Here is a 26,376-nt window from a genome sequence, read left to right as displayed (position 1 = left end):
CCAATCGGTTCTCAATCGACCCTGAGCCACAGGCAGTCGAGGCGATCGCCCGGCTCGATACGGGTCTCCGCGGGGATCACCGCCAGGGCATCGGCGCCGATGCACGATGACAGCACCCCCGAGTTCTGGTCGCGAAACGCCCGAGCCACGATGCCGTCGTTACCCAGCTCCAAAGTAACGCGCATGTAGTGGCGGCGCGGACCGGTTTGCGTGGCGAAGTCGGCGCGCGCCGGGAGCCGGGGCAGCTCTGCCAGGGCAGGGCAGGCCTGCAGGGCCCCCATCAAGGGGCGCAGGAAGAGCCAGGCGCCGACGAAACAGGACACCGGATTGCCGGGCAGGCCGACGAAGCGCACGTCCCGGCCCGCTGGTCCCGGCAGGCGCCCCAGCGCCAGGGGCTTGCCCGGGCGAATCGCCAAGCGCCACAGATCCAGCTGTCCCAGCGATTCGAGCGCCGCCTTGACGTGATCTTCATCGCCGACGCTCACCCCCCCGGTACTGATTACCAGGTCGGCCTCCAAGGCCGCCGCGGCGAGGGTATCGCGTGTGCCCGCGGCATCGTCCGGCACCGAGGCCACCCGCACCAGCTCGGCGCCGAAGCGCTCCAGCAGGCGTTTGAGCATCGGACGGTTGGAGTTGTAGATCTGTCCGTCGGAAAGCTCCGTGCCCGGATCGACGATCTCGTCGCCGGTGGAGAGCAGCGCCACCCGAGGCCGGCGCCGCACCACCACCTCGGTGATGCCCTGGCCGGCGAGATGTCCCAGGGCCGCCGCCTCCAGCCGTTCACCGGCGGGCAGCAGGGGCGCGCCAACCGCCACGTCACGGCCGCGACGGCGGACGTTGTCGCCCGCCGGGAGATCCGCCGGGATAGCCGCAATGTCATCCTCGTGTCTCACGCGCTCCTGCATCACCACGCAGTCGGCACCCGGGGGGAGCGCGCCGCCGGTGAAGATGCGTGCGCAGGTGCCCCGCGCCAGCGGCGTCGCCACCGAGCCTGCGGCAATGCGCTGGGCGATGGGCAGCTGCTGACCCGCATCGTCGTGATGCAAGGCATAGCCGTCCATGGCGCTGTTGTCGAAGGCAGGCACGTCGAGGCGCGCCTCGATCGCCTCGGCGAGCACGCGGCCCGCCGCCTCGTCGCAAGGGATGGTCTCGGCGGGTGTGTAGGTGACGTCCTCGAGCAGCGCCGCCAGGGCCGTCTCGACGGGGCTCAGCTTATCCATGCTGACCCCGCTCGGGGATGACGAGATTGGCAAAGTTACACGGCTTGTGACGGCTATCGAGCTGTTCCGCCAGGATGCCGTCCCAGCCGGTACGACAGGCGCCGGTGGAGCCGGGCAGGCAGAACACCACGGTGGCGTTGGCCAGCCCGCCGAGGCAGCGGCTCTGCACGGTGGAACTGCCGATCTCCTGCCAGGAGAGGTGGCGAAACAGCTCGCCGAAGCCCTCGATCTGCTTGTCGAGCAGCACCGAGACCGCCTCGGGCGTGGAGTCGCGCCCGGTGAAGCCGGTGCCGCCGGTGGTCAGGATCACCTGCACCTCGTCGTCGGCGATCCAGCCAGCCACCACGGCGCGGATGCGATAGACGTCATCGGGCACGATGCGCTTCTCATGCAGCCGATGTCCGGCGGCCGTCAGACGCTCGACTAGGGCCTGACCGCTGCGGTCGGTCTGCTCGTTACGGGTGTCGGAGACGGTCAGCACCGCCACACTGAGGGGGATCATCGATTCGCTCATTCGCTGGGCGCCTCCTGCTTGGCGGCCTGGCGCGCCGCGAAGGCCGCCTGCTGCTCGGGGGTGGCCTCCTGCTGATATTTTGCCTTCCACTCGTCATAGGGCATGCCGTAGACGTGCTCCCGGGCGCCGTCGTAATCCAGCTCAACGCCACGCTCGTTGGCGGCGGCCACCATCCACTTGGAGAGGCAATTGCGGCAGAAGTCGGCGAGGATCATCAGGTCAATGTTCTGGACCTCCTTGTGCTCGTCCAGGTGGCGCAGCAGGCGGCGAAACGCGGCCGCTTCGAGTTCGGTGCGTGTGGCGTCGTCGAGATGTGGCATCGTCTCTCTCCGGTGGTCGGAATGTCTGTCGAATCAGCTTAACAAAAAAGACACCGCCCGAAGGCGGTGTCGTTAGTCGCGTCGAGAGGTGGCTCAACCGGAGCGGGGCGCCGGTTCGTCGCCCTGGGATCCCTGCCGATGCTCGGCAAGCTGATCCTCGGGAATCGCCTGATCCTTGACCTCGTCGTACCAGAGATTGTGGTGCTCCTTGGCCCAGCTCTCGTCCACGTAACCGGTGGTCATGCCCTCCAGCGACCCCTCGGTGCCGACGGTGCCGATGTAGATATGTCCCAGTGCCACGGCCGTCAGGCCCAGGGCCCCCACGGCATGGATGATCCCGGCCCACTGCATGGTGTCGCGTCCCTGCCCGTAGTTGGGAAAGTCCAGCACGAAGCCGCTGGCGATCACGGCGAGGCCGGCGGTAGCCAGCAGCCAGTACCAGACCTTTTCGCCGCCGTTGGCGAAACCGGCATCCGGATGCCCCTTGCCGACCAGGCCGCCGCCCTTGGCGAACCACTGCAGGTCGTGGGCCTTCGGGATGTTGTGGCTGAGCAGGCGCAGCAGCAGGATCACCAGCAGGATGCCAAACAGCGGTCCCAGGTAGTTATGAATCAGCTTGGTGCCCGACATCATCGCCGACCAGGCGCCGTCGCCGAACAGCGGACGCAGCAGCGTCTTGCCATAGGCGAGGTTGAGCCCGGTGATAGCCAGCAGGATGAACAGCGTCGCCACCGTCCAGTGCAGGGAGCGGACGACCAGCGACCAGCGCAGCAGCTTGCGGCCGGTACGCGGCTCATCGAGATGCTTGCGCCCCACCATCAGGTAGAACAGCACGATTGCCGCCATCATGCCCAGCACCGCGATCGCCCCGAACGGGGAGACCCAGCGCTCACGGATCTGTCGCCAGGTCTCGCCACTGGTATTTACCAGGTTATAGGTGCTCTCGGCTCGCGAGTCCCGGTAGTTGGGTCCCGTCTCGCCTTCCTTCACCTGCCGCCACAGCTCGGCGTCCACGGCGGGGACGGCGAAGGCCGCCTCCCGGCCGGGGTCGGCCTGCTGTGCCAGGGCCAGCTGGGACAGCACCAGCCCGGTCAGCAGCACCAGCAGCGTCAGGAGCCGCCGAGCGGCCCCCGGGTGCGTTATCGACATGCTCATGGTCGCCTCCTTACCCCTGCTGGGTAGCATCGTAGGCCAGGGAGTCGGCGTCGGCGCGGGGATTGCCCGACCAGCCGCCGTCCTTGTGGCCGCGCTGGACGACGCGTTGGCGGAAGATGTCGGCGACCTCCTGGGCATCCCCGGCCAGCAGTGCCTTGGTCGAGCACATCTCGGCACATAGCGGCAGCTTACCCTCGGCGATGCGGTTGGCGCCGTATTTCTGGTACTCCTCCTCCTTGGTCTCCGCCGGGCCGCCGGCGCAGAAGGTGCACTTGTCCATCTTGCCGCGCTCGCCGAAGGCGTTCTGCTTCGGGAACTGCGGTGCGCCGAAGGGGCAGGCGTAGAGGCAGTAGCCGCAGCCGATGCACAGGTCCTTGTCGTGCAGCACGATGCCGTCATCACGCTGGTAGAGGGTCTCGGTGGGACAGACGGCGATGCAGGGCGCATCGTCGCAGTGCATGCAGGCCACCGAGATCGAGACCTCGCTGGGTTCGCCGTCGTTGAGGGTCACCACGCGGCGGCGCTGCACGCCCCATTCGACCTCGTTGGCGTTCTTGCAGGCGGTGACGCAGCCGTTGCACTCGATGCAGCGCTCGGCGTCGCACATGAATTTCATTGTGGCCATGGGATTCTCCTCAGCTTGCCTTCTCGATGCGACACAGGGTGCACTTGGTTTCCTGCATCTGGGTCACCGAGTCATAGCCATAGGTGGTGGCGGTGTTGGCCGCCTCGCCGAGCACATAGGGGGCCGAGCCTTCCGGATAGCGGTCGTGCAGGCTCTCGCCCTGGAACATGCCGCCGAAGTGGAAGGGCATGAAGACCACCTCGGGGGCCACCCGCGGGGTGACCAGCGCCTTGACCCTGACGCGTCCACCCTCGGCGCCCTCGACCCACACCATGTCGCCCTCAGCGATGGCCAGGTCGTTGGCGAGTGCCGGGTTGATCTCGACGAACATCTCCTGCTGCAGCTCGGCCAGCCAGGACATGGAACGCGTCTCCTCGCCGCCGCCCTCGTACTCCACCAGGCGCCCGGAGGTGAGGATGATCGGGTACTTGCCGGTGACGTCCTGCTCCTGGATGCTCCGATAGAGCGTCGGCAGGCGGTAGTGCGAGGTCACGTCCGGCCAGGTCGGGTAGTCCTGCACCAGGTCGCGACGGCTGGTATAGAGCGGCTCGCGGTGCTTGGGAATGGGGTCGGGAAAGGTCCAGACATTGCACCGCGCCTTGGCGTTGCCAAAGGGAGCGCACTCGTGGGCAATGGCCACGCGCTGGATGCCGCCCGAAAGGTCGGTCTTCCAGTTCTTGCCCTCGGCCGCGGTCTTCTCTGCGTCGGTCAGCTCATCCCACCAGCCCAGGTCCTTGAGCATGGCGGCGGTGAACTCCGGATAGCCGTCCTCCAGGTCGGAGTCCCGGCTGAAGACGCCTTCGGCCAGCAGATTCTCACCGTCGCGCTCGATGCCAAAGCGGGCGCGGAAGGTGAGGCCGCCTTCGGAAACCTTCTTGCTGGTGTCGTAGAGGATCGGCGTGCCGGGATGGCCCATCTCGGCGGTCCCCCAACAGGGCCAGGGTAGCCCGTAGTAGTCACCGTCGGCTGGACCGCCCTCGGCCTTGAGGTCGCGGAAGCTGAAGGTGTGCCAGTTCTGCTGGTGAGCCTTCAGGCGTTCGGGACTCTGGCCGGTATAGCCCACGGTCCACATGCCGGCGTTGAACTCGCGGGTGATATCCTCGATCAGCGGCTCGGTGCCCTCGACCTTGATGTTCTTGAACAGCTCGTCGCTGAAGCCGAGCTTTTGCGAGAGCAGGTACATGATCTCGTGGTCGGGCTTGGACTCGAACAGCGGCTCGATGACCTGATCGCGCCACTGAATGGAGCGGTTGGTGGCGGTCACACTGCCGGTGGTCTCGAACTGGGTAGCCGCGGGCAGCAGGTAGACGCCATCCTGACGGCCGTGCATGACGCCGGCCACGGTGGGGTAGGGGTCGACGATGACCATCATCTCGAGCTGCTGCATGGCCTTCTGCATCTCGGGGCCGCGGGTCTGGGAGTTGACCGCATGGCCCCAGTAGAACATCGCCTTGAGTCGGGTGCGCTGGGAGATGTCCTCCTCCTGCTCGAGAACGCCATCGATCCAGCGTGAGACCGTGATGCCGCTGGAGTGCATCGGCTTGCCGTCGGCGTATTCGTTCTGGTCGAAACGGCCCTGGAGCCACTCGTAGTCGAGGTCCCAGACGCGAGCCCAGTGCTTCCAGGCGCCCTCGGAGAGGCCGTAGTAGCCGGGCAGCGAATGCGACATCAGGCCGAGGTCGGTGGCGCCCTGGACGTTGTCGTGGCCGCGGAAGATGTTGGCGCCGCCGCCGGATTTGCCGATGTTGCCGAGCGCCAGCTCCAGGATACAGTAGGCGCGGGTGTTGTTGTTGCCGGTGGTGTGCTGGGTACCGCCCATGCACCAGACGATGCAGCCCGGACGGTTCTCGGCCAGTCGGCGCGCGGTATCGCGCATGGTCTCTTCCGCCACCCCGGTGATGTTTTCCACCACATCGGGCGAGAAGGCCGCGACCTCCTCGCGCACCTGGTCCATGGCGTAGACCCGCTGATCGATGTACTGGCTATCCTCCCAGCCGTTCTCGAAGATGTGCCACAGAAGGCCCCAGATGAAGGCCACGTCGGAACCGGGACGGATCCGCACGTAGCTGTCGGCCTTGGCGGCGGTGCGCGTGAAGCGAGGATCGACGACGATGATCTCCGCCTGGCTGCGCTCCTTGGCCAGCAGGATGTGCTGCATGGCGACCGGGTGCGCTTCGCTCGGGTTCGAGCCGATGAACATGATCGACCGGCTGTTCTGGATGTCGTTGAGCGAGTTGGTCATCGCCCCGTAGCCCCAGGTATTGGCGACTCCGGCCACGGTCGTGGAGTGACAGATGCGCGCCTGGTGGTCGGTGTTGTTGGTGCCGGCCAGGGCGGCGAACTTGCGCATCAGGTAGGCCTGCTCGTTATTGAACTTGGCCGAGCCCAGCCAGTAGACGCTGTCGGGTCCGTGCTGCTCCGACAGCGCCAGCACCTTGTTGCCGATCTCCTCGATGGCATCCTCCCAGCTCAGACGCTGCCACTCTCCACCGACCAGTTTCATGGGGTACTTCAAGCGACGGCTTGAGTGGCCATGCTGTCGCAGCGAGGCGCCCTTGGCGCAGTGGGCGCCGCGGTTGATGGGGTGATCGAAGGCCGGCTCCTGCTTGGTCCAGACGCCTTCCTGTACCTCGGCATAGACGCCGCAGCCCACCGAGCAGTGGGAGCAGACGGTCCGTTTTGTTTCGACCGGGGCATCGGACCAGGCGGTCTTCTCGGCCGCCTCGGCACGCTGCATCATCGGTGCGCCCATGAAGCCGGCGGCGGCGAGCCCGCCGGTGGTAGCCCCGCTGCGCTGCAGGAACTGGCGACGGGAAATGCCCAGCCCGCTGGCCCTCGGCGACTCGGATTTAGGTGTCAAACGCATGGCTGCTCTCCTGGCTCGGGGCCGTCAATCACGCAGGGTGGCGTAAAAGGCTCGAATATGGGGCGTTTCCCGGTACTCACGAGAAGGCTCGCTCTGCGGGGCTTCGGGCTTGGTATCGGCCTGGGCCAGGGTGACGTGGCCGACCGCGGCCGCCGCTCCGGCGGCCGCGGTGCCGACGCCGAGGGTCTTGAGAAAACGCCGCCGCTGCGGGTTGCGTGTGCTGGACATGGGGATCTCTCCTGTGTCTGCCGTCGGGCCCTGACGGGCTCTGTCGTTATGGTGCTGTCACGGTGTGCAGTGCGGCGTCAGGGTTCGACGATCCGCACCGGATGCTGTTGAGTCTGTGCCTCGAGGCGTCGCCCCTCCTGCTCGATGAAGGCCTGACCGAGCTGCCCCATGCGCGCCTGGAAGAGGGTGTCGACCCGGCCGAGGTCGGCGAGGCAGTCTGCGGCCCAAGGGGCGAGATGGGCCATGAAGAAGCGGGCCTCTTCCGGTGAGCGAGCCTCGATCAGCATCGCCATCACCTCCGCCAGCGCGGCGAGGTGGTCCTCGGGGTCGTGGCTGTGCTCGGCGCGCTGGAACCCCAGCGCCTTGAGGTCCCGGCGCAGCGCGACCAATGCTGCGTCCATCAGCTCGCCGTTGCGGTACCAGGAGGCGTACGGCGTGACGTCGCCCTGCACCACCCCGATCAGGTGGCGGAAGTGGGCGCGTGCCTGCGCCTCGGCGGTGGTGTCGCGCGCCGCCTCGATCAGTGCCCCCCAGCGCTCGGCGAGCAGGGTGCCGTCGGCCTCGACCTCCAGTGCCGCCAGCCAGTCGAGCAGCGCGGCATCAGGGGCCTCGCGCAGCAGCCTGGCTAGCAGCCGGTAGACATCGGCTCGCAGCGCATCGCTTTCATTCAGCTCGTTCATGCGGTCATACCTTCAGCTGCGATTCGGGGTTGCGGGCCATGTCCTGCCAGACGTCCTTGACGCGACAGTCTTCGCACATCTCCAGGCGGGCCAGGGCGTCGCCGGCGAAGTAAGGGTGGTTGGCGAGCTTGGCCTTGATGGTCTCAACGGTGCTGACGGTGGCGAAGGGCTTGCCGCAGCGGATGCACGGGAAGGCGGGCTCCTCGTGGCGAACCTCGCGCTCGCCGCGCTGGGCGTTGGCCAGGAAGCCAGGGTGCAGGGTGATCGCCTGCTCCGGACAGGCCTCGGCGCAGAGCCCGCACTGCACGCAGTCGGCCTCGCGAAAGCTCAGCAGCGGGCTCGTATCGCCGGCGGCCAGCGCCGGCGTCGGGCAGTTGGACACGCAGGCCATGCACAGGGTGCAGGCGTCGCGATCGACCACGATGTCGCCATAGGCGGCGCCGGACGGCATCCGGTGGCGCTGGCCGTCGGGGGCTCCCAGGCTCGCCAGATGCTCGAGCACGGCGTTGAGCCGACGGCGCTTGTCATGGCCTTCCAGCACCGGCGGCGCCTGCGCCAACGGTGGTTCGAGTGGAAGTGCGTCGCGGGCCGCCGAGTCACCGTCCGCGAGGACGACGATGCGATCGGCCGAGTGGCCGAGGGCCATCAGCAGGGCGTGCGCCTGGGCGAGCTGGTCGTCGATGAAACGGGTCAGACGCTCGGGCATGCGCGAATGGCGCTGGATGCGGACCTCGGCCGCGCCGGCGGCCAGGGCCGTCAGCCACTGATCGTGACCGGCGGCACCGAGCTCTTCGAGAGGCACGTCGAGCACATGGCCCGCCGCTTCTTCCTCGGTCTCCAGGTCGCTCGCCTCGGCGAAGCGCACCACCGGCGCCGTGCCGCCGGCCTCGCGGTAGGCGGCGAGCCAACCCAACAGGGTGTCCTGTTGGCGGGCGGTCTCGGGCAGGCGAAACTGGATGGCCCCTGTGGGACAGGCGCTGCTGCAGCTGCCCACGCCGTGGCAGCGGAAGGGGTCGATCTCGATCCACGCCTCGATGCGGCCCTGGTGGCTTTTGACGGCATCGGCGGGACAGACGTCGAGACAGCGGGTGCAGCCCGTGTTGCCGCTGCTGGCATGGGCGCAGAGGTCGTTGTCGATCTGGAAGTAGCGCGGCTTGTCGAATTCGCCGACCAGCCCGGCGAAAGCCTCGAGACGCTCGTCGCGATCCGCGTCCTGCCAGTCCATGGCGACGTAGCCGGGCGGGGGAAGCTCGAGGGTGAGGGCCGGCGTCGCAGCAAGGTCGAGGATCAGATCGAAATGCGCTCGCTCGGCAAGCGCCCGGGCGAGATCCAGCACGCCGTCGCCATCGGGCACGCTGACGCTGAAGTGTCCCAGATAGCCCTCGATGGTCAGTGCCCGCGCCTGGGCGCGTGACAGCGACTGGCAGGCAAGATCGGCGGTAGCGGCGAGCAGGGCCTCGTGTTCTTCATCACTGCCGGCGTCGCCGCCGGCCTCTTCATGGAGGGGGGCGGTGACCAGCAGGACGGGAGTCGCGAGACCCTTTGCCATCAGGGCGCTGGCGGCACGCCGCACGCTGCGTTCGTCACCGAGAATCAGGGCGTGGCCGTCACTCTGATAGCTGACGCGGGCGGGGCTGAGATTGACGGGCCAGGAGACGCGACGTCGTGCGGCTTCTCTGGCCTGCCGGTTGCGGTCGTCGTCTACCGGCATCAGTTCGATGTGCTGGTTCATGCAGTCTCACGGTTGCGTGCGTGCTGTGGGCGCCTTGTCGTTCTTTTTATTGGCTGATCATCAAGTCTTGGTCGAATTTGCAAAGCTTGCAAACGCTCCCTTGGTCTAATCCTGCCCCTCTGAGGATGTCCTCATCGCGGTAGCGGCGGTGCTCCGGGCATATCTCGAGCGGATCGCCATGCCGGCCTGTCTGCCTCAGTGACGTGACTCAGGGGCTCGTTGATCGGAATGAGACGCCGACGCGGGGCCGTATGAGGGATCGTCGGCCTCTTCCCTATTCCCCTCATGCGCCGTGGTCTCTTCTTCGTCGGTCGACTCATCCTGTTCGAGGTCGATCGGACCCGTGTCCGTCTGATCTGTCTCTGTCGACACGCTATCGGCCGTTGCCGCGTCTTCTGTCGTCTCATCGTCGGGCGTCTGACGGGTCCACTGGCGCAGCCGTTCGGCCACGTCGTCGGCCAGCGGCTTCAGCTTCTCCCGGAAGTCGTCGTCATAGTCGTCGAGGCCATCCCGCACGCCGTAGTGGCTGGCGGCGAAGAGGCGACGCAGGGCGCGCTTGCGAAGCCCCGCGCTGACCCCCGAGACCAGGTAGGCCTTGATATCGCTGCCAGGGGGCAGGGTGTCGGGGTCGGGGAGGGTATGATCCAGGCTGCCCGGCTCGAGGGTCTCCGGTGAGTTGTCCTCGCGAGCGTCTTCCTCTCGGCCGTCTTGGCCGTCGGCCTCGAGCGGCCACTCGCCCTCGGCGGATGCTGAGGAGGCCGGAGCCTCCTGCGTGTCACCGCGCTTGAGGCGCGACCAGCGCTCCAGCCGGCTCATGACTCGATCTCCCGGGCGCGACCGGCGCCCTTGCGCTTCTTCTTGCGGCCCTCCTCGGGCGCTTCGCCGTGGTGGGCGAGGTAGGCCTCGATCCAGGCCTGGATGGCGAGCGGCATATCGACCTCGAGTACGCGATGCTCGCCGTCGAGCCAGCCGGCGGCTACGTCCTGGCTGGCGGTGATGGCATCGGGGCTCGGCGTCCCCCCCGCCTCGCCGGCTCGCACGAACAGTCGCGGCGTGCGGCTCGTCAGGTTGAAACGGTAGGCCGCACGCTCGGTCATGTAGAGCTGCAGACTCAGCCGGCAGGAACCGGTATCACCGGGCGCGAGATTCGCGATGCGCCAGCGGGTCGTGGTAAAGCCCTTGATGGTGAGCGGCTCGCCGACGACCTCGAAGCTCAGAGAACGAGTGCTGCTGGTCGACGCCATGGGTCAGTATCTCCGGGGCCGGACGTGGTGGAGTGGGCTGCGTTGCCATTCGGCCTATCACTCTATGACAGATCGCGAGAGTGGATAGTGCCGGCGACGCTTATATTACAGAAAATATTGATATAAAAGACACTGCCCAGCATCAACGAATACTTACCCAGTAAAGACAGCGTCGGTCGGGAGTGCCATCATCGAGAGTCAACGTTCTGTCGAGGAGCCGTGGATGCACGACATCAGCCTGAGCCGGGCGCGCCTGCCCGCCACCCTGGAAATCGAGGTGCTGAACGAGTTCGGCGAGCCGCAGCGCCAGGCGATCGCCGCGGAACGGGCCCTCACCGTCTATCTGAACAGGCGCGAGATCGTCACGCTCATGACCCTCGGAGCCGATCCCGAGGCGCTGGTGGTGGGCTACCTGCGCAACCAGGGCTTGCTCGGTGAGGCGCGGGATCTTCAGGCGGTGCAGGTGGACTGGGAGGTCGAGGCGGCGGCGGTCGTGACCCGTCGCCTGCCGGAGGATCTGGAGGAGCGCCTGGGTCAGCGCACCGTGACCACCGGCTGCGGCCAGGGTACGGTCTTCGGCCGTCTGCTCGAGGCGACCGCGCTGAGCCCGCTGCCGGCCACGGTGATGCGCCAGTCGGTGCTTTATCGGCTGCTGGATAACCTGGGAGCCTATAACGAGACCTATCGCAGCGCCGGCGCGGTGCATGGCTGTGCGCTGTGCCGCCAGGAGGCGGTGCTGGACTTCGTCGAGGACGTGGGGCGCCATAATGCCGTGGATACCCTGGCGGGGCGTCAGTGGCTCGCCGAGGCCGACAGCGGCGACGCCGATATCTTCTACACCACCGGGCGCCTGACCTCGGAGATGGTGCTCAAGGTGGCGCAGATGGGCATCGGCGTGCTGGTGTCACGCTCGGGCGTCACCCAGAAGGGCGTGGAGCTGGCCGAGCGCTTCGGCGTGCTGCTGATCGCTCGCGCCAAGGGGCGTCACTTCCAGGCCATCCATGGCGCGGGACGGCTCGAACTCGACGCGATACCGACGCGCCGCCCGGGTGACCGGGCTCGAGCCTGAGGAATTGATCGTGGGGCTTAGAACGTGAGGTGGCGAAAGTGAAACTCTAGCGATGGAGCCTCAGGGGGTGCCGTCGCCCCGGGTACAGACCGACAGCACGACGGCGTCGGCCTCGCTGGTCGACACCAGGGCGTGCCCCATGGCGCTGTCGAAGTAGATACTGTCGCCGTCGGTCAGGCTCAGCGGCTCGTAGTACTCGGTATAGAGCCGGATCTCCCCCTCGAGCACCATCAGGAACTCCTCGCCGTCGTGGCGCACCCATTCGGTGAACTCGTCGAAGGCGCGGGCCCGCACGATGGTCTTGAAGGGGATCATGCGCTTCTGGGCGAGCTCGCAGCTGAGCAGCTCGTGTTCGTAGGTCGGGGTGGGGTGGCGTTCACCGTGGCCGCGACGCGTCAGGTCGCGGCGCCCCATGGTGCGGGCCTGGACCTTGGGCGGCGAGAGCAGTTGAGGCAGGTCGATGCCCAGGCCGTCGATCAGCTTCTGCACCGCGGAGAAGGTCGGCGAGATCTGGTCGTTCTCGATCTTGGAGAGCGTCGAGCGGGCGAGCCCCGTGCGCTGGCTGACGTCCTCCAGCGTCCACTGGTTGGCCAGGCGGATCTCCTTCACGCGCTCGCCCAGGCGCAGCGGTTCGACGAAGGGCTTGCGGCCGGCGGCGATGCGCAGGGCGGCGCCCTGATCGGTGGTGGCGGTCATGCGTGGATCACTGTCTGGTTCACTATCGGAAACGAGGTTTCCTCAAGCCTATCACACCCGCCGGGGCCATCGCCCCACCGTCGGCGTTCATCGGCGCCTTTTGCTCCTGTCCTTCATGCCTGCGCGTTTCTTGCCAGCAAGAAACATCGATCAGCCGCTGAACGGCAGACCGAGCAGGGCGGTGAGGTGAGCCTCGGCGCTGCGCCCCAGGGAGTCCAGGTCGTAGCCGCCCTCCAGCACCGAGACCAGGCGGCCGTCGGCATACAGGGCGGCGATCTCCAGCGCCAGATGGGTGACCCAGTAGAAGTCTTCGTCCTCCAGGCAGAGCTCGGCCATAGGATCCTCGCGGTGGGCGTCGAAGCCCGCCGAGACCAGCACGATATCGGGCTTGAAGGCGTGCAGGGCGGGCAGCCAGTCGTCCTCGATGGCGCGACGGAAGGCGGCGCTGTCGGTGCCGCCCGACAGCGGCGTGTTGACCACGTTTTGCCATTCGCTGCGCAGGTAGCGCCAGGGGTAGAAGGGGTACTGGAAGCTGGTGCAGACCAGCACGTTGGGGTCATCCTTGAAGATGTCGATGGTGCCGTTGCACTGGTGCACGTCGAAGTCGAGGATCGCGATCCGGCGCGCGCCATACTTGGCTCGAGCATGGGCGGCGCCTACCGCCACGTTGTTGTAGAAGCAGAAACCCATGGCGTCGGTGGCCTCGGCATGGTGGCCGGGGGGGCGAACCGCACAGAAGACATTGTCGGCCTGGCGGCGAAACACCTGGTCGACGCCCCGAACGACCGCGCCGGCGGCCATCTTCGCCGCCGTGAGGCTGTCGGGGTTCATCATGGTTTCGCTGTCCAGGGTGACGATGCCCTGCTCCGGCACACACTTGTCCAGGGCGCGCAGGTGGCGTAGGGGGTGTACTCGGGCCAGCTGCTCCTCGGTCGCCTCCTTGGCATCCGACTGCATGGTCTGCTGCAAGACGCCCGAGAGCATCAGGCGTGCGCGTATGGCGTCCAGTCGCAGGGGGCTCTCGGGATGTTCGGGCCCCATGTGGTGCAACTGACAGTCTGGGTGGGTAATGTAGGCGGTGATCATGCGCTGGCTCCGGAAAGGCTGAAGTCACCTTAATCGTGACGCCCGCCTGCCGGACAGTGTCCATAAGTCGTAAACGCGACGGGGCGAGCCCCCGCGCAGGGAGGTCCTGGCTTGAGCACGCGCTTTCTTCGCCACTTCTTCGAGCCCGGCACCATCGCGGTGATCGGTGCGTCCGAGAAGCCCCACTCCATGGGTGGCCTGGTGATCCGCAACCTTCGTGAGGGCGGCTTTCCCGGCAGCGTCTGGGCGGTCAATCCCAAGGGCTACGACGCGGTCTTCGAGGCGCCCTGCGTCACCCGGGTGTCGCATCTTCCCGAGGTGCCGGACCTCGCGGTGATCTGCTCACCGGTGCAGACGGTGCCCAAGCTGATCGACACCCTCGGCCGCTTCGGGGTCAAGGCCGCGCTGGTGCTCTCCGGCGGGGCTCACCTCGACCGCGAGCACGGCGGCAAGGGCTCGATCCGCAGCCGCATGCTCGGCGCGGCCCGGGCCTCGGGCATCCGCGTGCTCGGCCCCGAGTGCATGGGGCTGATCGTCCCCGGGCGCAAGCTTAATGCCTCTTACGCCAGCCAGCCGGTCAAGGCCGGCCGCGTGGCCTATCTCGGCCAGTCGGGGATGCTGGGCAACGCCATGATCGACTGGGCCGCCGGTCGCGGCATCGGCTTCTCCCACCTTCTGACGGTGGGCGACAGCGTCGATGTGCTGCTGCCCGACCTGATGGACTACATCAACCAGTTCTCGCCGGCCCAGGCGATCCTGCTCCACCTCGAGCGCATCATGGATGCCCAGCACTTCATGACCGCGCTGCGCGACGCGTCGCGCAACCGCCTGGTGCTGGCCATCAAGAGTGGGCGCACTGCCGAATCCGACATCTCGGGCCTTCCGCCGACGCCGGGCGTGGCCAATCGCGACCAGATCTTCGATGCGGCCTTCGCCCGCGCCGGGGTGGTGCGGGTCAATGACTCCGACGAGCTGTTCGATGCCCTGGAGACGCTGTCGCGAGTGAAGCCCTTGAAGGGCGATCGCCTGGCCATCGTCTCCAACGGCCTGGGGCCGGCGATGCTCGCCATCGACAAGCTGATCAATGCCGGGGGCAGGCTGGCTAGCTTCAGCGAGGAGACCCGCGATGCCCTGCGCCGCGACGATTTCGATATGAGCAAGCCCGGCGAGAATCCGGTGGATCTGGGCGGCAACGCCACCCCGGAACGGCTCGTTGAGGCGCTGGAGATCGTGGCGGCCGACCGCGGCGTCGACGCCGTGCTGGTGGTGCATGCCCCGACGCGGCAGGCTCCGTCGAAGACCACCGCCCAGGCAATCATCGCCGCCCGCAAGCGCTTTCGGCGCAACCTGCTGACCAGCTGGATGGGCCTGCACGAGGCGCTGTCGGCCCGCCACGAGTGCAACCTGGCGGGCATTCCCACCTATCTCAGCCCCGAAAAGGCGGTCAAGGCCTTCATGCACATGGTGGACTACCAGCGCGTGCAGGCGCTGCTCCAGGAGATTCCGCCGAGCCTGCCCTTCGCCACGACTCCGGAGATCCGCGGGCGCTGCCGGCAGCTGATCGAGGAGGCCCGCGAGGCGGGGCGCGAGACCCTCTCACATTCCGAGACGGCGCAGGTGCTCGAGGCCTACGGGCTGCCGGTGGCGTCGAGCCGATATCCCCAGACGCCGGAGGAGGCGGCCGAGGCGTCGGCCGCCTTCGATGGCCCGATGGCGCTCAAGGTGATTCACGAGGGTAACTGCCGTCCCTTCCGCTACCGCCAGCACCCCCACAAGATTTCCGCCGGCCTGCTCCAGGACCTGGCGACCCCGGAACAGGTCGCCGAGGCGGTGGGGCGCTTGGGCGACCGGGTGCAGGAGAAGTTCCCGGACTTCGCGATTCGCGAGTACTGCCTACAGGCCATGCAGCGCGGCAAGCACTCCATGCAGCTGTGCGCCGGCATCACCCGCGACCCGGTGTTCGGTCCGGTGATCGTGTTCGGTATCGGCGGCTACAAGGTCAATATCCTGGCCGACCGGCAGGTGGCGCTGCCGCCGCTCAACATGAGCCTGGCGGCGGACGTGGTGGGGCGCACTCACGCGGCGCGGCTGATCCGCGAGCACTCCAACCATCCCGAGCGCGACCTCGAGCGGCTCTGCGAACTGCTGGTGACCCTGTCGCAGATGGCCAGCGACCTGCCGCAGCTGCGCGGGCTGGAACTCAACCCGCTGGTGCTCAATCGCGATGGCCTGCTGGCCGTGGACTTCGCCATGGACCTCGGCACGCCGGCGCGCTTCGCGATCATGCCCTATCCCGAGGAGCTGCGGGAGTGGTTCACGCTGAAGAATGGCTGGGAGGTCGAGGTGCGCCCGATCCGCGCCGAGGATGCGCCGCTGATTACTCGCTTTCACGATCAGCTCTCCGAGGAAAGCATCCGCTTTCGCTATTTCCACAACAAGGCCGACCTCACCCAGCGCGATCTGTCGATCCTCTCGCACATCAACTACGACCGGCAGATGGCCTTCATCGCCGAACACAAGGGCGAGAACGGCGCCAAGGAGATGCTCGGCGTGGTGAGGGTGTGGAACGACCCCGACAACATCCGCACCGAGTTCTCGGTGATCATCCGTGACGACCTGCAGGGGCTGGGCATCGGCAGCCTGCTGATGAAGAAGATGATCGGCTACTGCCAGAGCGTCGGCACCCTGGAGATGATCGGCAAGATCATGGTCGACAACCATCCGATGCGCTCGCTGATGAAGCACCTGGGCTTTCGCCTGCGTTACAACATGGAGGAGCAGGTGGTGGACGCCGTGCTGCGCCTCAACGAGCCGGAGAGCGAGTGGCAGCGCCACCGCCTGGAGAGCCAGCCGGACTGACGCCGGCGCTCGCTGGCCCTGAAAAGAGCGCGGCCCCCGCCATGACGGGGGCTGCGCAGGTTCGGACCGATGTGACCGTGCAGGTGCCGGCTCGGAATCAGGGCGCCAGGCGGAAGCGGTGCCAGCTGCCGTCGCGGCGCTCGTAGCGCAGGCGGTCGTGGAGCCGGCTCGGCTGTCCCTGCCAGAACTCGATCATGTCAGGGATCACGCGGTAGCCGCCCCAGTGAATCGGGCGGGGAATCTCCTGCCCCTCATAGGCATGCTCGAAGCGCTGTTCGCGCTGAGCGAGCCAGCTGCGATCGGGGATCACCACGCTCTGGGTGGCGACCCAGGCCCCCAGCTGGCTGCCGCGGGGACGACTGGCGAAGTAGGTGTCCGACTCCTCCGGGCTGACCTGCTCCACCCGGCCCTCGACGCGGACCTGGCGGGAGAGACCGGGCCACCAGAACACCAGCGAGGCATGGGGCACGTTGGCGAGCTCGCTGCCCTTGTGGCTGTGATAGTTGGTGAAGAACACCATGCCCTTCTCGTCGGTGCCCTTGAGCAGCACGATCCGGGCGTGGGGGCGTCCCTGGCTGTCGGCCGTGGCCAGGGTCATGGCGTTGCCGTCGCTGCCCTCGGTGTCGAGCGCCAGGGTCAGCCACTCGTCGAACAGCGTCATGGGCTCGTCGGGTGAGTCTGCCTCGTCCAGCTGACCACCCTCATAGTCGCGCCGAATATCGGCAATATTGCGTGTCATGACCGTCTCCTTGAAGTTTGTACCATGGTCGCCGGTCGTCGGGCCGAGCTCAATGCCCTGGATCAACGGGCCATGTGAAAGTCTTTCCCAAGCTTACGGCGTCCAGCCCAGCTGCACCATGGCCATGTAGGCGCCGGTCCCTCCGGCGATCGACAGCAGGGCATGGCGCCGCCACAGGTGCAGCACGACTACCGTCAGCGAGGCGAGGATCAGCGGCCAGCCGTCGGGAGCGACGTTCAGGTGGCCGTCGGCAAGGGGGCGGAAGTCGCGCAGCGCGTAGATCACCAGGATCATCATCACCGCCGGCGGCAGGTAGCGCCCCAGATGCAGGATCAGCGGGTGTTCCGCCTGGCGGGCCAGGGCCACGAACGGCAGCACGCGCGTGGCGAAGGTCGCCCCGGCGCAGACGGCGATGAAGATCAGCAGCTCGAGGGTGCTCATGGGGTCGGGGCCTCGCGGTGTGTCTGACGGCGGCGGTGGTCGACCAGCAGCACCAGGGTGGTCGCCCCGATGGCGCCCAGTAGCAGGTGGCGGTCGGGCAGCAGCGCCACGGCGCCGATCCCGGTGACCAGCGCGATCGCGAAGGGCAGCCATTGGCGCAGCCGCCGGGCCTGCTCCAAGGTCAGCACGATGAACAGCGCCGTCAGGGCGAATTCGATGCCGCGACTGTCGAACTCCAGGGTGGTGCCGATCAGCACGCCCGCCACGCTGCCCAGCACCCACCAGAGCTGGTTGAGCAGGCTGAGGCGAAAGGCCTGGGCGTGGTCCAGCTCTCGCTCCCCGCCGTGGGTGGTCAGCAGCGAGTAGGTCTCGTCGGTCAGCGCGAAGATGAGATAGGGCTTGCGCCAGCCGGCGCCCTGGAAGCGCTTGAGCAGCGAGAGGCCGTAGAAGAGGTGGCGGGAATTGAGCATCAGGGTGGCCACGGCCACCTCCACCAGGCCCGCCCCGGCGGCGAGCAGCGCCACGGCGAGAAACTGACCGGCCCCGGCGTAGATGACCAGCGACATCAGTAGCGCTCCCCAGACGGGGATGCCGACCTCGATGGCGAGGATGCCGAAGGCCGCCCCCAGCGGCAGGTAGCCGAACATCACCGGCAGGGTCGTGACGCTGGCCTCATGCCAGGCATGGCGCTTTTGCACCCTGGACCTCCTTGTCGTCGTGTGCGGGGGCGATAAGACGGCCTCAGGCGAGCTATCATGGGCCGACGTGACCCGTGTCTCGCCCAGAGGCAAGGATATACTATTGCAGGAAGGCAAGGAGCCAGCAACATGCACCGCATAAGAGTCTGGGATCTGTCGATTCGCCTGTTTCACTGGGCGCTGGTGGGCGCCGTGGCGCTGTCCTACTACACCATGAAGATGGGGGGAGCCCCCTTCGTCTTTCCCGTTGAGATCCATGCCCGAGCCGGCCTGGTGGTGCTGGGACTGCTGCTCTTTCGCTGGGGCTGGGCGCTGGCGGGGAGTCACCACGCCCGGGTTCGGCACTTCCTGTACGGGCCGCGGGCGGTGCTGGGCTACCTCCGGGCCCTGTGGCGCGGCGCGCTGCCGCCCTATGCCGGACACAATCCCCTCGGCGGTCTGGCGGTCGTGGTGATGCTGGTGTCGCTGAGTGTCCAGGCGATCAGCGGCCTCTTCTTGAGCGACGACGTCTTCTTCCAGGCGCCGCTCTACGACCGGGTCTCCACGACAACCAGCGATGCGCTGCGCACCCTGCACCACTGGAACGGCCAGCTGCTGCTCGGGCTGATCGGCCTGCACCTGGTAGCGCTGCTGATTCACCGGTGGAAGGGTGAACGGCTGGTCGGCGCTATGATCCACGGGGTCAAGCGGCTGCCCGGTCCTCCCCACGACAGCCCTGCCCACGACGGATCTGCCCACCAGGGCGCAGTGACCCAAGGCAAACCGTGGCGCGCGGCCGGGCTGATAATAGTGGCCGTGGGGGTGGTGTCCTGGCTCTGGCAGCTGTGACGGTCGGGCCGCGCTTGGTCGGGAAGTGGTGAAGCGCAGACAGCGCTAACGAGAAGGCGGCCCGTGGGCCGCCTTCTCGTTTCATTGCATTCCGAGGTCGTCTCACTCGGCCTTGTAGTTATCGTGACACCCCTTGCAGGTATCGGCGACCGCCGCGACCTGACGGCGCATGGCGGTGAAGTCGTTTCCCTGGGCGAGCTCGGCCAGGGTGGCGGTTTCCTCGATCATGGCCTGCTGGCGGGACTCGAAGTCTCCCCAGTCGTCGGCGATATCGGCCAGGGCGGCGGTATCCACCCCGTGGCCGTCGCCCCGCAGGGAGCCTTCGACGAAACCTTCCCAGGGCAGTGGGGCCACGGCGGCGAGGTTCTCGGCACGGCGTGCGAATTCCTCGGCGTCGTAATCGACCTTGCCTTGGGCCATGTCGCCCAGCGGGCCGATCTGCCAGCCGATCACGCCCAGGGCGTCCTGGCGATACTCGATGGACTTGTCGACATCGGCGGCGTGGCTACTGGTGGTGCCGACGAGCGCGAGGGTCAGGGCGGCGGTGGCGATAAGAGGTCTGCGCATCAGGGTCATCACGATCTCCTTTTCGTGTCGGGGGAAGACCGGTCGTCGAGCAACGAACGGCTTCGCCCAGCCTAGCATTTTTCGTCGCCGCCGCTAGCCGGCCCGCAGCTGGCGGCTGCGGAATCGCGCATAGCCCATGCAGCCGGTGAACAGCGCCAGGGAGACCAGCGCCTCGGCACCGCCGCGCAGCCCCTGGCCTGGCAGGGTGGCGACCATCACGCCTTGGGTGAAGTAGAGCAGGCTGACGAAGGAGAGCCAGGCATGGCCGCGTGGGCGACGGGCGATGATCGACGGCAGGAAGAGCACCAGCGGTAGCACGAAGGCGATCAGCGGCACCAGGGGATTGCCGTCGGTGCTGACGAGCATGCCGCGATAGAGCGCGAGCGCCAGCAGGACGGCGTAGCTGCCGAGCACCAGGCGGCGCGAGGCGTCGGTCAGGTGGTCGAGGCCCTTGCGGGCCTCCAGTCCTTCCAGCCACTGTCTCATTTGGCCTCCCGGCGCGAGGCCTCAAGGGCCAGGGCGAGGCGCGCCACACGCTTGCCCTGAGCAAAGGCCAGCGTGCGCTCATGCTCGTCCAGCGGACGGTCGCTGCGCGTGCCGGCCAGGTGACTGGCGCCGTAGGGCGTGCCGCCGCCCTCGGTCTTCATCAGCTCGATCTCGCTATAGGGCAGGCCGGCGTAGACCATGCCGTGGTGCAGCAGCGGCAGCAGCATCGAGATCAGCGTGGTCTCCTGGCCACCATGTAGGCTGGAGGTGGAGGTGAAGGCGGTGGCCGGCTTGTCGACCAGGGCTCCGCCCAGCCACAGCTCACTGGTGCCGTCGATGAAGTACTTGAGCGGGGCGGCCATGTTGCCGAAGCGGGTCGGGCTGCCGATGGCAAGTCCCGCGCAGTGGCGCAGGTCGTCGAGGGTGGCATAGACGGCACCCTCGTCGGGAATGTCGGGTTCCACCGCCTCGCAGGTGGCCGAGACGGCGGGCACCGTGCGCAGACGGGCATCGATGCCCGGGCACGCCTCGACGCCGGCCGCGAGGCGCTCGGCCATGGCGCGGGTGGCGCCGTGGCGAGAGTAGAAGAGAATCAACACGTACGGACGGTTTGCGGTCATGGGGGTTCCTGGGTGACCTGGAAGTTCGGGCGGGCGAGGCTCAGTCGAGCAGGGCGCGGATGGCCTCGGGGGGGCGGCCGATGATGGCACGCCGCCCGTTGTCGGCGATGGGTCGCTGCAGGATCCGCGGGTGGGCGAGCAGGGCCTCGACGACCTGGCGCGGGTCGTCGGCATCGGCCCCTCGCTCCTTCCACTCGCTCTCGTTCTGGCGCACCAGGGCCGAGAGCTCGCCCTCCAGACGCTGGATCAGGGCCTCGAGCTCGGCGTCGTTGAGCGGCTCGTCCAGATAGCGGCGCACCCGCACTTCGGACCCGGCTTCCTCGAGCAGGGCCAGGGCCTCGCGTGACTTGGAGCAGCGAGGGTTGTGGTAGAGGGTGATGCTGACCATGGAGACTCCTTGAACCCTGATGAATGACGCCATTGTAGAAGGCGCCGATATCGGGCCACAACCCGACGGTGGGCGGGCGTCACTCCGGAGCCTCGACGGCGTCCTCCGGCAGGCGTCGATAGACCCAGGCCTGCGTGCCGTCGCGCAGTGTGAGGCGTACCCGTTCGTAGCGGATGCCCAGGCGCTCGTAGCGATCGAGGCGGGAGAGCTCCTCGGCATCGACCCGCAGCAGCAGGCCCTCTACCCGGGCCGTCGGTGCCGGCGCGAGGTCCAGCCCCGTGCGCCGGAATCCCTCCAGCACCACCGGGTCGGGATCGCCTGCGCGGCCATAGACCAGCCAGCGGATCGGGGCGTGGGTCAGGGTGCCATAGACGAAGACCCGGTGGGGCCCGTCGGAGATCGGGCCCAGGTGGTCCGGGCGTTCGTAGGTGAAGGGACTGAGCATGGTCAGCCACAGCCAGCCGGCGATCGCCGCTGGGGCGATGAACAGGGGCAGGCCGATCAGCAGACGCGGGGAGGGCATGAGAAAAGCTCCGGGGTGATGGGACGGCGCCCATGCTGCCATACCCGGTGGCCGGCATGGCAGCACAGGGCACCAGGATGAAGGCAACGCCTAGGTCAGGAAATCCGCCAGTCTTGATGCCTGCTGACGAACGCCCTCGAGGATGGGCTCGCCGGTCGCTGCCGGGAAGTCGGCAGGCAGGCTGGCGGCGAGCGTGTCGATGACGCCCTCGGCCGCGTCTGCGATCTCGCCCATCAGCGCGGTCACGCGCTCCGCCGAGTAGTCGACCTGGTGTGCGGTCGCGGTGAAGTGTCGGGGCGCCATCCTCGACCAGCGGTAGTGGCGATTCTTGCCCTTGAGGGCCATGGCCATCTTGGCGCGCTCGGCGGCCATGCTGCCCTGACGCATGAGCGGATAGGCGGAGATGACGTCGTACATCGGCGTCATGCGATAGGCGCTTCCCGGCTCGAGGAACAGGCTGAAGTTCTTGGCATGCCCGTCGATGGCGGCCAGCAGCCAGAACAGGATCTGGGCCTTGAAGAAACGCTCCCGATCCAGGCCGGCCTGCTGCGAGCCGCGCAGCAGGCGCATGGCCTGCGCGATCCCCGGGCCGCCATCGCTCTCGTACTTCAGCGCCGGGGCGATGCCCAGCGCCTGGCAGAAGTCCTCCTGGGGCAGGCGCATGAGCCAGGAACCGTCCCGCGACCAGCGTCGGTCGAAGCGCTCGACCACGAGGACTTCCTGGTCGCCGAAGCGGGCGAGCTGGGTGCGAGCCACCGGCAGGCCGAAAGCCTCCAGTAGGCGCAGGCACAGCCACTCGTTGGCGCTACTCCGGCGCAGGTCGATGTTGCCGTGTTCGAGAAACCCGATCGGCAGCTTGAAGATGTGGCTGGTGGGCGTGCTGCCCGTGGGACGCTGCCAGCGTCCCCGGTGCCAGAGCAGCGCCGTCTTCTCCTGGGCGCCAGCCAGCGAGATGCGAAAATCCTGCCCCTCGACCATGCCCAGTGGGGCGTCCTGATAGCCGGACAGCAGCGTCTCGATGGCCGCTTCATCGAGCGGCTCGGCGGTGACGGCATGGACGTCGCCGGCCGGGGCGTCTTCGGGCATCAACTGTATCGCGCCGACGCAGTCGCGGCCGATGCTGGCCAGCAGATCGAAGGGGTGGCGCGTCGATACCCGGAAGCGTGCCTGCATGCGGGCGCGAATCGCCTCCGAGTCGGGCAGCAGGTTGTCGAAGAAGTTGTAGACCACCTCGCCGCGATATGGCGCGGTTGAGAGCGGTAGCGACAGCGAGACCGCCCGGGCACCCGGGCGGTCTACCCATTCGGGATGGTACCGAAAGGCCATGGCGCCAGATCGGGCCAGGCTCAGGGTGCCGATCTCGATGCCGTTCATCGCGACGGTGAGGTTCGCCATGGCCTACCACTCCTGTTCCCAGCCCGCCTCGGGGCTGGTCGTATCCTCGGCGCTGTTGCGCTCGGTGACGTGGAGCTCCAGCTCGAGGGCCGACAGCAGCTTGAACAGCGTCTCGAGTCGGCTGCGTTCCGGATGGTGCTCGAAGCCCGAAACGGTCGCTTGCTTGATGCCGACCTGCTCGGCGGTGACCTGCTGCGTCAGGTGGCGACGCTTGCGTGCGTTCTTGAGCGATTGCGCGAGCATCTCGGGTGAGGTGATTTTCATGATATCCCCTATAGAGGATAAAAAAGTGTTTATCCGCTATGGAGGATAATAGCACAATATCCTCTAAGGCGGATATTTTTAACTGCCATCGCGATATGGGATGGCCCTGAGCCCTTTGCTAGGATGAAATGTCTACTCAGCTGGCCAGGAGGTGTGCCATGACGGACCTTCAAGACGACGCCGATTTTCAGGCCCTGATGGGCGACGTGACACCCCTGTTGCGTGGACAGGGTCGTGCGCATACCGGCCAGACCCACCGCGCCCCCAGTGAGGCGCAGCTGGCCCGGCGGGAGAGCGCGGCGGCCGAGACGCCGGGGGGCGATCTCCTCTCGACCGACTTCATCGACCTGATGCCGCCCTTCGATCCGCTGCACTTCCATCGCGACGGCATCCAGACCGCCGTGGTGGACCGCCTGCGTCACGGCGGCTATCCGGTCCAGGCCAGCCTGCACCTGCTGCGTCGGCCGCTGGAGGAGTGTCGCCGGATGCTGCCGCCCTTCATCCGCGAGGCCTACGCCCACGACCTGCGCTCGGTGATGATCATTCATGGCCGTGGCCGCGAGATCGACAGTCCCGCCAACGTGCTGCGCTCCTGTCTGGCGAAATGGCTCCAGAGCCTCGATGAGGTCCAGGCCTTCGCCTCGGCGAGCCAGGCGGATGGCGGCCTGGGCGCCACCTGGGTGATGCTGCGCAAGAGCGAACGGGCGAAGGCCAACAACCGTGAGCGTCAGCAGAAGCGTCGCGGCTGAGTCGGGCCGCCGCTGTGTGTTAGATATGCGGTAGAGCATAGCGACGCCGCCGGCCTTGGGGGCCGGCGGCGTCGTTGGTCTGGGCGTCGTGACAGGGGCGTTGGCGCTCCGGTCAGGCCAGAGCCGGCTCCCGGAGACGGCCGGCAAGCTCGCGCAGGCGACGACGGAACAGCGGCTGCGGGTCGTCGGTGCCCGGCTGGTAGCCACGGCTGAAGGTGGTCAGGGCGTTCAGCGCGTCCTCGACGATCTGATCCTCGCGCAGCGAGAAGGCGTTGACGCCGCAGCGCGACAGGTAGAAGAGCTGGTCGATCAGCACGTCGCCGACGGCGCGAATCTGGCCCGAGTAGCCATATCGCTCGCGCAGCAGCCGCGCGATGGAGTAGCCGCGGCCGTCGGTGAACTTCGGGAAGTCGACGCCGATCAGCGGCGCCTGGGCGAGCTCGTCGGCGAGTTCAGGCGTGAGCTCGGTGTCGCTGGGCAGCCAGGGCGCCAGGTCGGCGCGATGTCCGGCCGCCTGCCAGACATCCAGGCGCACTAGTGCCGGGCCCTCGGCCGGGGCGGTGTCGTCGTCGTGGCGGGCCCAGTCGGCCTCGACCGGGCGGCCATCGACGATCAGCGGACGAGTGACGGTCTGCTCAGGCATAGACACGCTCCTTGAAGGGTTTGAGGCCGATGCGGCGATAGGTGTCGAGGAAGGTCTCGTCGGGCTGACGGCTGCCGACATAGACCTTGAGCAGCTTGTCGATCACGCTCGGCACGTCCTCGCGGAAGAAGGAGGGGCCGAGGATCTTGCCGAGCGAGGCGCCGTTGCCCTGGCTGCCGCCCAGTGAGATCTGATAATACTCCTCGCCCTTCTTGTCGACGCCGAGGATGCCGATGTGGCCGACATGGTGATGGCCGCAGGCGTTCATGCAGCCGGAGATGTTGAGCTCCAGTGGTCCCAGGTCGTAGAGGAAGTCGAGATCCTCGAAGCGCTCCTGGATGGCGTGGGCGACCGGGATCGACTTGGCGTTGGCCAGGCCGCAGTAGTCGCCGCCGGGGCAGCAGATCAGGTCGGCCAGGGTGCCCACGGTGGGATTGGCCAGGCCCAGGGCCTCGAGGCGCTGCCAGAGCGCCTCGATGCGATCCACTGGCACGTCGGTGAGCACCAGGTTCTGCTCGTGGGTGACCCGCAGCTCGCCATAGCCGAACTCGTCGGCCAGGTCCGCCACCGCGGCCATATGCTCGGAGGTGACGTCCCCCGGCGAGTGCTCGCGGCGCTTCAGCGACAGGGTGACCGCCTTGTAGCCGGCCACCTTGTGGTCGGTGACATTGTTGGTGACGAAGCGGGCGAAGGCGCGGTTCTCGCCGCGCAGCCGCTCATAGGCCTCGAGGGCCTCGGTGGGCACGGCGCGGCGGTCCGGCTCGACGAAGTGCTCGGCCACGGCCTTGAGCGCCTCGTCGTTGAGGGTCTGGGGGCCGTCCTTGAGGTGGGCCCACTCCTCCTCGACGCGGCGGCGGAACTCGTCGACGCCCAGCGCCTTGACCAGGATCTTGATGCGCGCCTTGAACTTGTTGTCGCGGCGGCCGAACTGGTTATAGACGCGAACCAGCGCCTCGAGGTAGGTGAGCAGGTGCTGCCAGGGCAGGTCCTCGCGCACCACCTCGGCGATCATCGGCGTGCGCCCAAGGCCCCCGCCGGCCAGCACCTTGATGCGCACCTCGCCGTCGCGGTCGCGCCACAGGCGCAGCCCGACGTCGTGGACCTGGATGGCGGCGCGGTCGTCGGCGGCCCCGGTCACGGCGATCTTGAACTTGCGCGGCAGGAAGGCGAACTCCGGGTGAAAGGTCGACCACTGGCGGATCAGCTCACACCAGGGGCGCGGATCGACCTCCTCATCGGCGGCGATCCCCGAGAACTGGTCGGTGGTGGTGTTGCGGATATCGTTGCCGCTGGTCTGGATGGCATGCATCTGCACGCTGGCCAGATCGGCGAGGATGTCCGGCACGTCCTCGATCTTCGGCCAGTTCAGCTGCAGGTTGGTGCGGGTGGTGAAATGGCCGTAGCCTCGATCGTAGCGGGCGGCGATCTCACCGAGCTTGCGCAGCTGGTAGGAGGCCAGCATGCCGTAGGGAATGGCGATACGCAGCATGGGGGCGTAGCGCTGAATATAGAGGCCGTTCTGCAGGCGTAGCGGCAGAAACTCCTCTTCGCCGAGCTGACCGGCGAGGTAGCGGCGCATCTGGTCGCGGAACTGGGCGACGCGTTCATCGACCAGGGTCTGGTCGTGGGAGTCGTAGCGATACATGCAGCGCGATCCTGAATCGAGAAAAGGGACGTTGGCGCTACCTTACCCGCTGCCGTTTATTCTAGAAAAGAATAAATGTGCATAGTTTATATGCGA

At 67.3% G+C, this 26,376-nt stretch carries 29 protein-coding genes; 4 read left to right on the top strand and 25 right to left on the bottom strand.

Features of this window, described 5'->3' with window-relative positions; genetic code table 11:
• Nucleotides 1-11: 11 nt before the first annotated feature.
• The 11 genes from RSO68_RS01905 to RSO68_RS01855 all read right to left on the bottom strand — a co-directional run bounded on the left by RSO68_RS01905 (nt 12) and on the right by RSO68_RS01855 (nt 10,584).
• A complete protein-coding gene (locus tag RSO68_RS01905) occupies nt 12-1,220 on the bottom strand; it encodes a molybdopterin molybdotransferase MoeA (protein WP_315585226.1) in 1,209 nt (402 codons plus the stop codon).
• Nucleotides 1,213-1,734, bottom strand: a complete 522-nt coding sequence (gene moaB / locus RSO68_RS01900; RefSeq protein WP_089848961.1) for a molybdenum cofactor biosynthesis protein B — start codon at nt 1,732-1,734, stop codon at nt 1,213-1,215. The genes RSO68_RS01905 and moaB overlap by 8 nt, the downstream gene beginning before the upstream one ends.
• On the bottom strand, nt 1,731-2,054 hold the full coding sequence (locus RSO68_RS01895) for a DUF1244 domain-containing protein (RefSeq protein WP_315585225.1): 324 nt from the start codon (nt 2,052-2,054) through the stop codon (nt 1,731-1,733). The genes moaB and RSO68_RS01895 overlap by 4 nt, the downstream gene beginning before the upstream one ends.
• A 93-nt stretch (nt 2,055-2,147) precedes the next feature.
• Nucleotides 2,148-3,209 carry a formate dehydrogenase subunit gamma gene (locus RSO68_RS01890; protein WP_315585224.1) on the bottom strand — a complete coding sequence of 354 codons (1,062 nt, stop codon included), beginning with the start codon at nt 3,207-3,209 and terminating at the stop codon, nt 2,148-2,150.
• 10 nt (nt 3,210-3,219) lie between these two features.
• Entirely contained in the window at nt 3,220-3,834 is a 615-nt protein-coding gene (gene fdh3B / locus RSO68_RS01885; protein ID WP_089848956.1) for a formate dehydrogenase FDH3 subunit beta, read from the bottom strand.
• A gap of 10 nt (nt 3,835-3,844) precedes the next feature.
• Complete coding sequence (locus tag RSO68_RS01880; protein WP_315585223.1) at nt 3,845-6,700, bottom strand: formate dehydrogenase subunit alpha; 2,856 nt, start codon at nt 6,698-6,700, stop codon at nt 3,845-3,847.
• Nucleotides 6,701-6,724: 24 nt separating this feature from the next.
• Nucleotides 6,725-6,928 (bottom strand): twin-arginine translocation signal domain-containing protein, encoded by a 204-nt coding sequence (locus RSO68_RS01875; protein ID WP_089848952.1) that lies wholly within the window; start codon nt 6,926-6,928, stop codon nt 6,725-6,727.
• A gap of 77 nt (nt 6,929-7,005) precedes the next feature.
• Nucleotides 7,006-7,608, bottom strand: coding sequence for a TorD/DmsD family molecular chaperone (locus tag RSO68_RS01870; RefSeq protein ID WP_315585222.1), 603 nt, complete (start codon nt 7,606-7,608; stop codon nt 7,006-7,008).
• A gap of 4 nt (nt 7,609-7,612) precedes the next feature.
• On the bottom strand, nt 7,613-9,340 hold the full coding sequence (locus RSO68_RS01865) for a 4Fe-4S dicluster domain-containing protein (RefSeq protein ID WP_315585221.1): 1,728 nt from the start codon (nt 9,338-9,340) through the stop codon (nt 7,613-7,615).
• Nucleotides 9,341-9,535: 195 nt separating this feature from the next.
• Nucleotides 9,536-10,156, bottom strand: coding sequence for a DUF3306 domain-containing protein (locus RSO68_RS01860; RefSeq protein WP_315585220.1), 621 nt, complete (start codon nt 10,154-10,156; stop codon nt 9,536-9,538).
• Complete coding sequence (locus RSO68_RS01855; RefSeq protein ID WP_315585219.1) at nt 10,153-10,584, bottom strand: DUF3305 domain-containing protein; 432 nt, start codon at nt 10,582-10,584, stop codon at nt 10,153-10,155. Before RSO68_RS01855 ends, RSO68_RS01860 begins: the two co-directional genes overlap by 4 nt.
• A gap of 223 nt (nt 10,585-10,807) precedes the next feature.
• Between RSO68_RS01855 and RSO68_RS01850 the strand changes: the two genes are divergently transcribed.
• Nucleotides 10,808-11,653: a formate dehydrogenase accessory sulfurtransferase FdhD gene (locus tag RSO68_RS01850; RefSeq protein ID WP_089848943.1), complete on the top strand. Its 846-nt coding sequence runs from the start codon at nt 10,808-10,810 to the stop codon at nt 11,651-11,653.
• 60 nt (nt 11,654-11,713) lie between these two features.
• On the opposite strand, the gene RSO68_RS01845 is transcribed toward RSO68_RS01850, so the two are convergent.
• On the bottom strand, nt 11,714-12,349 hold the full coding sequence (locus RSO68_RS01845; protein ID WP_089848940.1) for a helix-turn-helix domain-containing protein: 636 nt from the start codon (nt 12,347-12,349) through the stop codon (nt 11,714-11,716).
• A gap of 150 nt (nt 12,350-12,499) precedes the next feature.
• On the bottom strand, nt 12,500-13,435 hold the full coding sequence (locus tag RSO68_RS01840; RefSeq protein WP_315585217.1) for a histone deacetylase family protein: 936 nt from the start codon (nt 13,433-13,435) through the stop codon (nt 12,500-12,502).
• Nucleotides 13,436-13,546: 111 nt separating this feature from the next.
• Here RSO68_RS01840 and RSO68_RS01835 point away from each other — a divergent pair, with 111 nt between their 5' ends.
• Nucleotides 13,547-16,294 carry a bifunctional acetate--CoA ligase family protein/GNAT family N-acetyltransferase gene (locus tag RSO68_RS01835; RefSeq protein WP_315585216.1) on the top strand — a complete coding sequence of 916 codons (2,748 nt, stop codon included), beginning with the start codon at nt 13,547-13,549 and terminating at the stop codon, nt 16,292-16,294.
• A 97-nt stretch (nt 16,295-16,391) separates the two neighbouring features.
• Here RSO68_RS01835 and pdxH read toward each other — a convergent pair whose 3' ends face one another.
• The 3 genes from pdxH to RSO68_RS01820 all read right to left on the bottom strand — a co-directional run bounded on the left by pdxH (nt 16,392) and on the right by RSO68_RS01820 (nt 18,172).
• Nucleotides 16,392-17,033: a pyridoxamine 5'-phosphate oxidase gene (gene pdxH / locus RSO68_RS01830; RefSeq protein WP_089848936.1), complete on the bottom strand. Its 642-nt coding sequence runs from the start codon at nt 17,031-17,033 to the stop codon at nt 16,392-16,394.
• Nucleotides 17,034-17,126: 93 nt separating this feature from the next.
• Complete coding sequence (locus RSO68_RS01825; RefSeq protein WP_315585215.1) at nt 17,127-17,474, bottom strand: branched-chain amino acid transporter permease; 348 nt, start codon at nt 17,472-17,474, stop codon at nt 17,127-17,129.
• Nucleotides 17,471-18,172, bottom strand: coding sequence for an AzlC family ABC transporter permease (locus tag RSO68_RS01820; RefSeq protein WP_245781491.1), 702 nt, complete (start codon nt 18,170-18,172; stop codon nt 17,471-17,473). The genes RSO68_RS01825 and RSO68_RS01820 overlap by 4 nt, the downstream gene beginning before the upstream one ends.
• Before the next feature lie 129 nt (nt 18,173-18,301).
• Here RSO68_RS01820 and RSO68_RS01815 point away from each other — a divergent pair, with 129 nt between their 5' ends.
• Nucleotides 18,302-19,000, top strand: coding sequence for a cytochrome b/b6 domain-containing protein (locus RSO68_RS01815; RefSeq protein WP_315585214.1), 699 nt, complete (start codon nt 18,302-18,304; stop codon nt 18,998-19,000).
• A 102-nt stretch (nt 19,001-19,102) separates the two neighbouring features.
• Here RSO68_RS01815 and RSO68_RS01810 read toward each other — a convergent pair whose 3' ends face one another.
• The 7 genes from RSO68_RS01810 to RSO68_RS01780 form a co-directional block, all read right to left on the bottom strand.
• A complete protein-coding gene (locus RSO68_RS01810) occupies nt 19,103-19,576 on the bottom strand; it encodes a c-type cytochrome (RefSeq protein WP_315585213.1) in 474 nt (157 codons plus the stop codon).
• An 84-nt stretch (nt 19,577-19,660) separates the two neighbouring features.
• Entirely contained in the window at nt 19,661-20,053 is a 393-nt protein-coding gene (locus RSO68_RS01805) for a DUF2069 domain-containing protein (protein WP_089848928.1), read from the bottom strand.
• Nucleotides 20,050-20,673 carry an NAD(P)H:quinone oxidoreductase gene (wrbA, locus tag RSO68_RS01800; protein WP_089848926.1) on the bottom strand — a complete coding sequence of 208 codons (624 nt, stop codon included), beginning with the start codon at nt 20,671-20,673 and terminating at the stop codon, nt 20,050-20,052. The genes RSO68_RS01805 and wrbA overlap by 4 nt, the downstream gene beginning before the upstream one ends.
• A gap of 40 nt (nt 20,674-20,713) precedes the next feature.
• Nucleotides 20,714-21,061, bottom strand: coding sequence for an arsenate reductase (glutaredoxin) (gene arsC, locus RSO68_RS01795; protein WP_315585212.1), 348 nt, complete (start codon nt 21,059-21,061; stop codon nt 20,714-20,716).
• Nucleotides 21,062-21,140: 79 nt separating this feature from the next.
• Nucleotides 21,141-21,584: a gamma-glutamylcyclotransferase family protein gene (locus RSO68_RS01790; protein WP_315585211.1), complete on the bottom strand. Its 444-nt coding sequence runs from the start codon at nt 21,582-21,584 to the stop codon at nt 21,141-21,143.
• A 90-nt stretch (nt 21,585-21,674) separates the two neighbouring features.
• Nucleotides 21,675-22,979: a type II toxin-antitoxin system HipA family toxin gene (locus RSO68_RS01785; protein WP_315585210.1), complete on the bottom strand. Its 1,305-nt coding sequence runs from the start codon at nt 22,977-22,979 to the stop codon at nt 21,675-21,677.
• A 3-nt stretch (nt 22,980-22,982) separates the two neighbouring features.
• Nucleotides 22,983-23,243: a helix-turn-helix domain-containing protein gene (locus RSO68_RS01780; RefSeq protein WP_315585209.1), complete on the bottom strand. Its 261-nt coding sequence runs from the start codon at nt 23,241-23,243 to the stop codon at nt 22,983-22,985.
• Nucleotides 23,244-23,401: 158 nt separating this feature from the next.
• On the opposite strand from RSO68_RS01780, the gene smrA reads away from it, so the two are divergent.
• Nucleotides 23,402-23,992: a DNA endonuclease SmrA gene (gene smrA / locus RSO68_RS01775; protein ID WP_315585208.1), complete on the top strand. Its 591-nt coding sequence runs from the start codon at nt 23,402-23,404 to the stop codon at nt 23,990-23,992.
• 112 nt (nt 23,993-24,104) lie between these two features.
• On the opposite strand, the gene RSO68_RS01770 is transcribed toward smrA, so the two are convergent.
• Together RSO68_RS01770 and RSO68_RS01765 are read right to left on the bottom strand one after the other, a co-directional pair.
• Nucleotides 24,105-24,635 (bottom strand): DUF934 domain-containing protein, encoded by a 531-nt coding sequence (locus RSO68_RS01770; RefSeq protein ID WP_089848914.1) that lies wholly within the window; start codon nt 24,633-24,635, stop codon nt 24,105-24,107.
• Nucleotides 24,628-26,280, bottom strand: coding sequence for a nitrite/sulfite reductase (locus RSO68_RS01765; protein WP_315585207.1), 1,653 nt, complete (start codon nt 26,278-26,280; stop codon nt 24,628-24,630). Before RSO68_RS01765 ends, RSO68_RS01770 begins: the two co-directional genes overlap by 8 nt.
• Nucleotides 26,281-26,376 lie beyond the last annotated feature (96 nt).

The organism is Halomonas saccharevitans (genome assembly GCF_032333995.1).
Classification (GTDB): domain Bacteria; phylum Pseudomonadota; class Gammaproteobacteria; order Pseudomonadales; family Halomonadaceae; genus Halomonas; species Halomonas saccharevitans.
Note: the sequence above shows the minus strand (reverse complement) of the source record. Positions and strands in the feature narration are given on the sequence as shown.

Coding starts and splice junctions, on each gene's coding strand:
- RSO68_RS01860 (WP_315585220.1), bottom strand. CDS start 10,156: ATGAGCCGGCTGGAGCGCTGGTCGCGCCTCAAGCGCGGTGACACGCAG.
- RSO68_RS01825 (WP_315585215.1), bottom strand. CDS start 17,474: ATGAGCACCCTCGAGCTGCTGATCTTCATCGCCGTCTGCGCCGGGGCG.
- RSO68_RS01765 (WP_315585207.1), bottom strand. CDS start 26,280: ATGTATCGCTACGACTCCCACGACCAGACCCTGGTCGATGAACGCGTC.
- RSO68_RS01770 (WP_089848914.1), bottom strand. CDS start 24,635: ATGCCTGAGCAGACCGTCACTCGTCCGCTGATCGTCGATGGCCGCCCG.
- moaB (WP_089848961.1), bottom strand. CDS start 1,734: ATGAGCGAATCGATGATCCCCCTCAGTGTGGCGGTGCTGACCGTCTCC.
- RSO68_RS01815 (WP_315585214.1), top strand. CDS start 18,302: ATGCACCGCATAAGAGTCTGGGATCTGTCGATTCGCCTGTTTCACTGG.
- RSO68_RS01845 (WP_089848940.1), bottom strand. CDS start 12,349: ATGACCGCCACCACCGATCAGGGCGCCGCCCTGCGCATCGCCGCCGGC.
- RSO68_RS01870 (WP_315585222.1), bottom strand. CDS start 7,608: ATGAACGAGCTGAATGAAAGCGATGCGCTGCGAGCCGATGTCTACCGG.
- RSO68_RS01890 (WP_315585224.1), bottom strand. CDS start 3,209: ATGAGCATGTCGATAACGCACCCGGGGGCCGCTCGGCGGCTCCTGACG.
- RSO68_RS01855 (WP_315585219.1), bottom strand. CDS start 10,584: ATGGCGTCGACCAGCAGCACTCGTTCTCTGAGCTTCGAGGTCGTCGGC.
- RSO68_RS01905 (WP_315585226.1), bottom strand. CDS start 1,220: ATGGATAAGCTGAGCCCCGTCGAGACGGCCCTGGCGGCGCTGCTCGAG.
- RSO68_RS01875 (WP_089848952.1), bottom strand. CDS start 6,928: ATGTCCAGCACACGCAACCCGCAGCGGCGGCGTTTTCTCAAGACCCTC.
- RSO68_RS01840 (WP_315585217.1), bottom strand. CDS start 13,435: ATGATCACCGCCTACATTACCCACCCAGACTGTCAGTTGCACCACATG.
- arsC (WP_315585212.1), bottom strand. CDS start 21,061: ATGGTCAGCATCACCCTCTACCACAACCCTCGCTGCTCCAAGTCACGC.
- RSO68_RS01790 (WP_315585211.1), bottom strand. CDS start 21,584: ATGCCCTCCCCGCGTCTGCTGATCGGCCTGCCCCTGTTCATCGCCCCA.
- smrA (WP_315585208.1), top strand. CDS start 23,402: ATGACGGACCTTCAAGACGACGCCGATTTTCAGGCCCTGATGGGCGAC.
- RSO68_RS01780 (WP_315585209.1), bottom strand. CDS start 23,243: ATGAAAATCACCTCACCCGAGATGCTCGCGCAATCGCTCAAGAACGCA.
- RSO68_RS01850 (WP_089848943.1), top strand. CDS start 10,808: ATGCACGACATCAGCCTGAGCCGGGCGCGCCTGCCCGCCACCCTGGAA.
- RSO68_RS01880 (WP_315585223.1), bottom strand. CDS start 6,700: ATGCGTTTGACACCTAAATCCGAGTCGCCGAGGGCCAGCGGGCTGGGC.
- RSO68_RS01895 (WP_315585225.1), bottom strand. CDS start 2,054: ATGCCACATCTCGACGACGCCACACGCACCGAACTCGAAGCGGCCGCG.
- wrbA (WP_089848926.1), bottom strand. CDS start 20,673: ATGACCGCAAACCGTCCGTACGTGTTGATTCTCTTCTACTCTCGCCAC.
- fdh3B (WP_089848956.1), bottom strand. CDS start 3,834: ATGGCCACAATGAAATTCATGTGCGACGCCGAGCGCTGCATCGAGTGC.
- RSO68_RS01810 (WP_315585213.1), bottom strand. CDS start 19,576: ATGACCCTGATGCGCAGACCTCTTATCGCCACCGCCGCCCTGACCCTC.
- RSO68_RS01805 (WP_089848928.1), bottom strand. CDS start 20,053: ATGAGACAGTGGCTGGAAGGACTGGAGGCCCGCAAGGGCCTCGACCAC.
- RSO68_RS01785 (WP_315585210.1), bottom strand. CDS start 22,979: ATGGCGAACCTCACCGTCGCGATGAACGGCATCGAGATCGGCACCCTG.
- RSO68_RS01865 (WP_315585221.1), bottom strand. CDS start 9,340: ATGAACCAGCACATCGAACTGATGCCGGTAGACGACGACCGCAACCGG.
- pdxH (WP_089848936.1), bottom strand. CDS start 17,033: ATGACACGCAATATTGCCGATATTCGGCGCGACTATGAGGGTGGTCAG.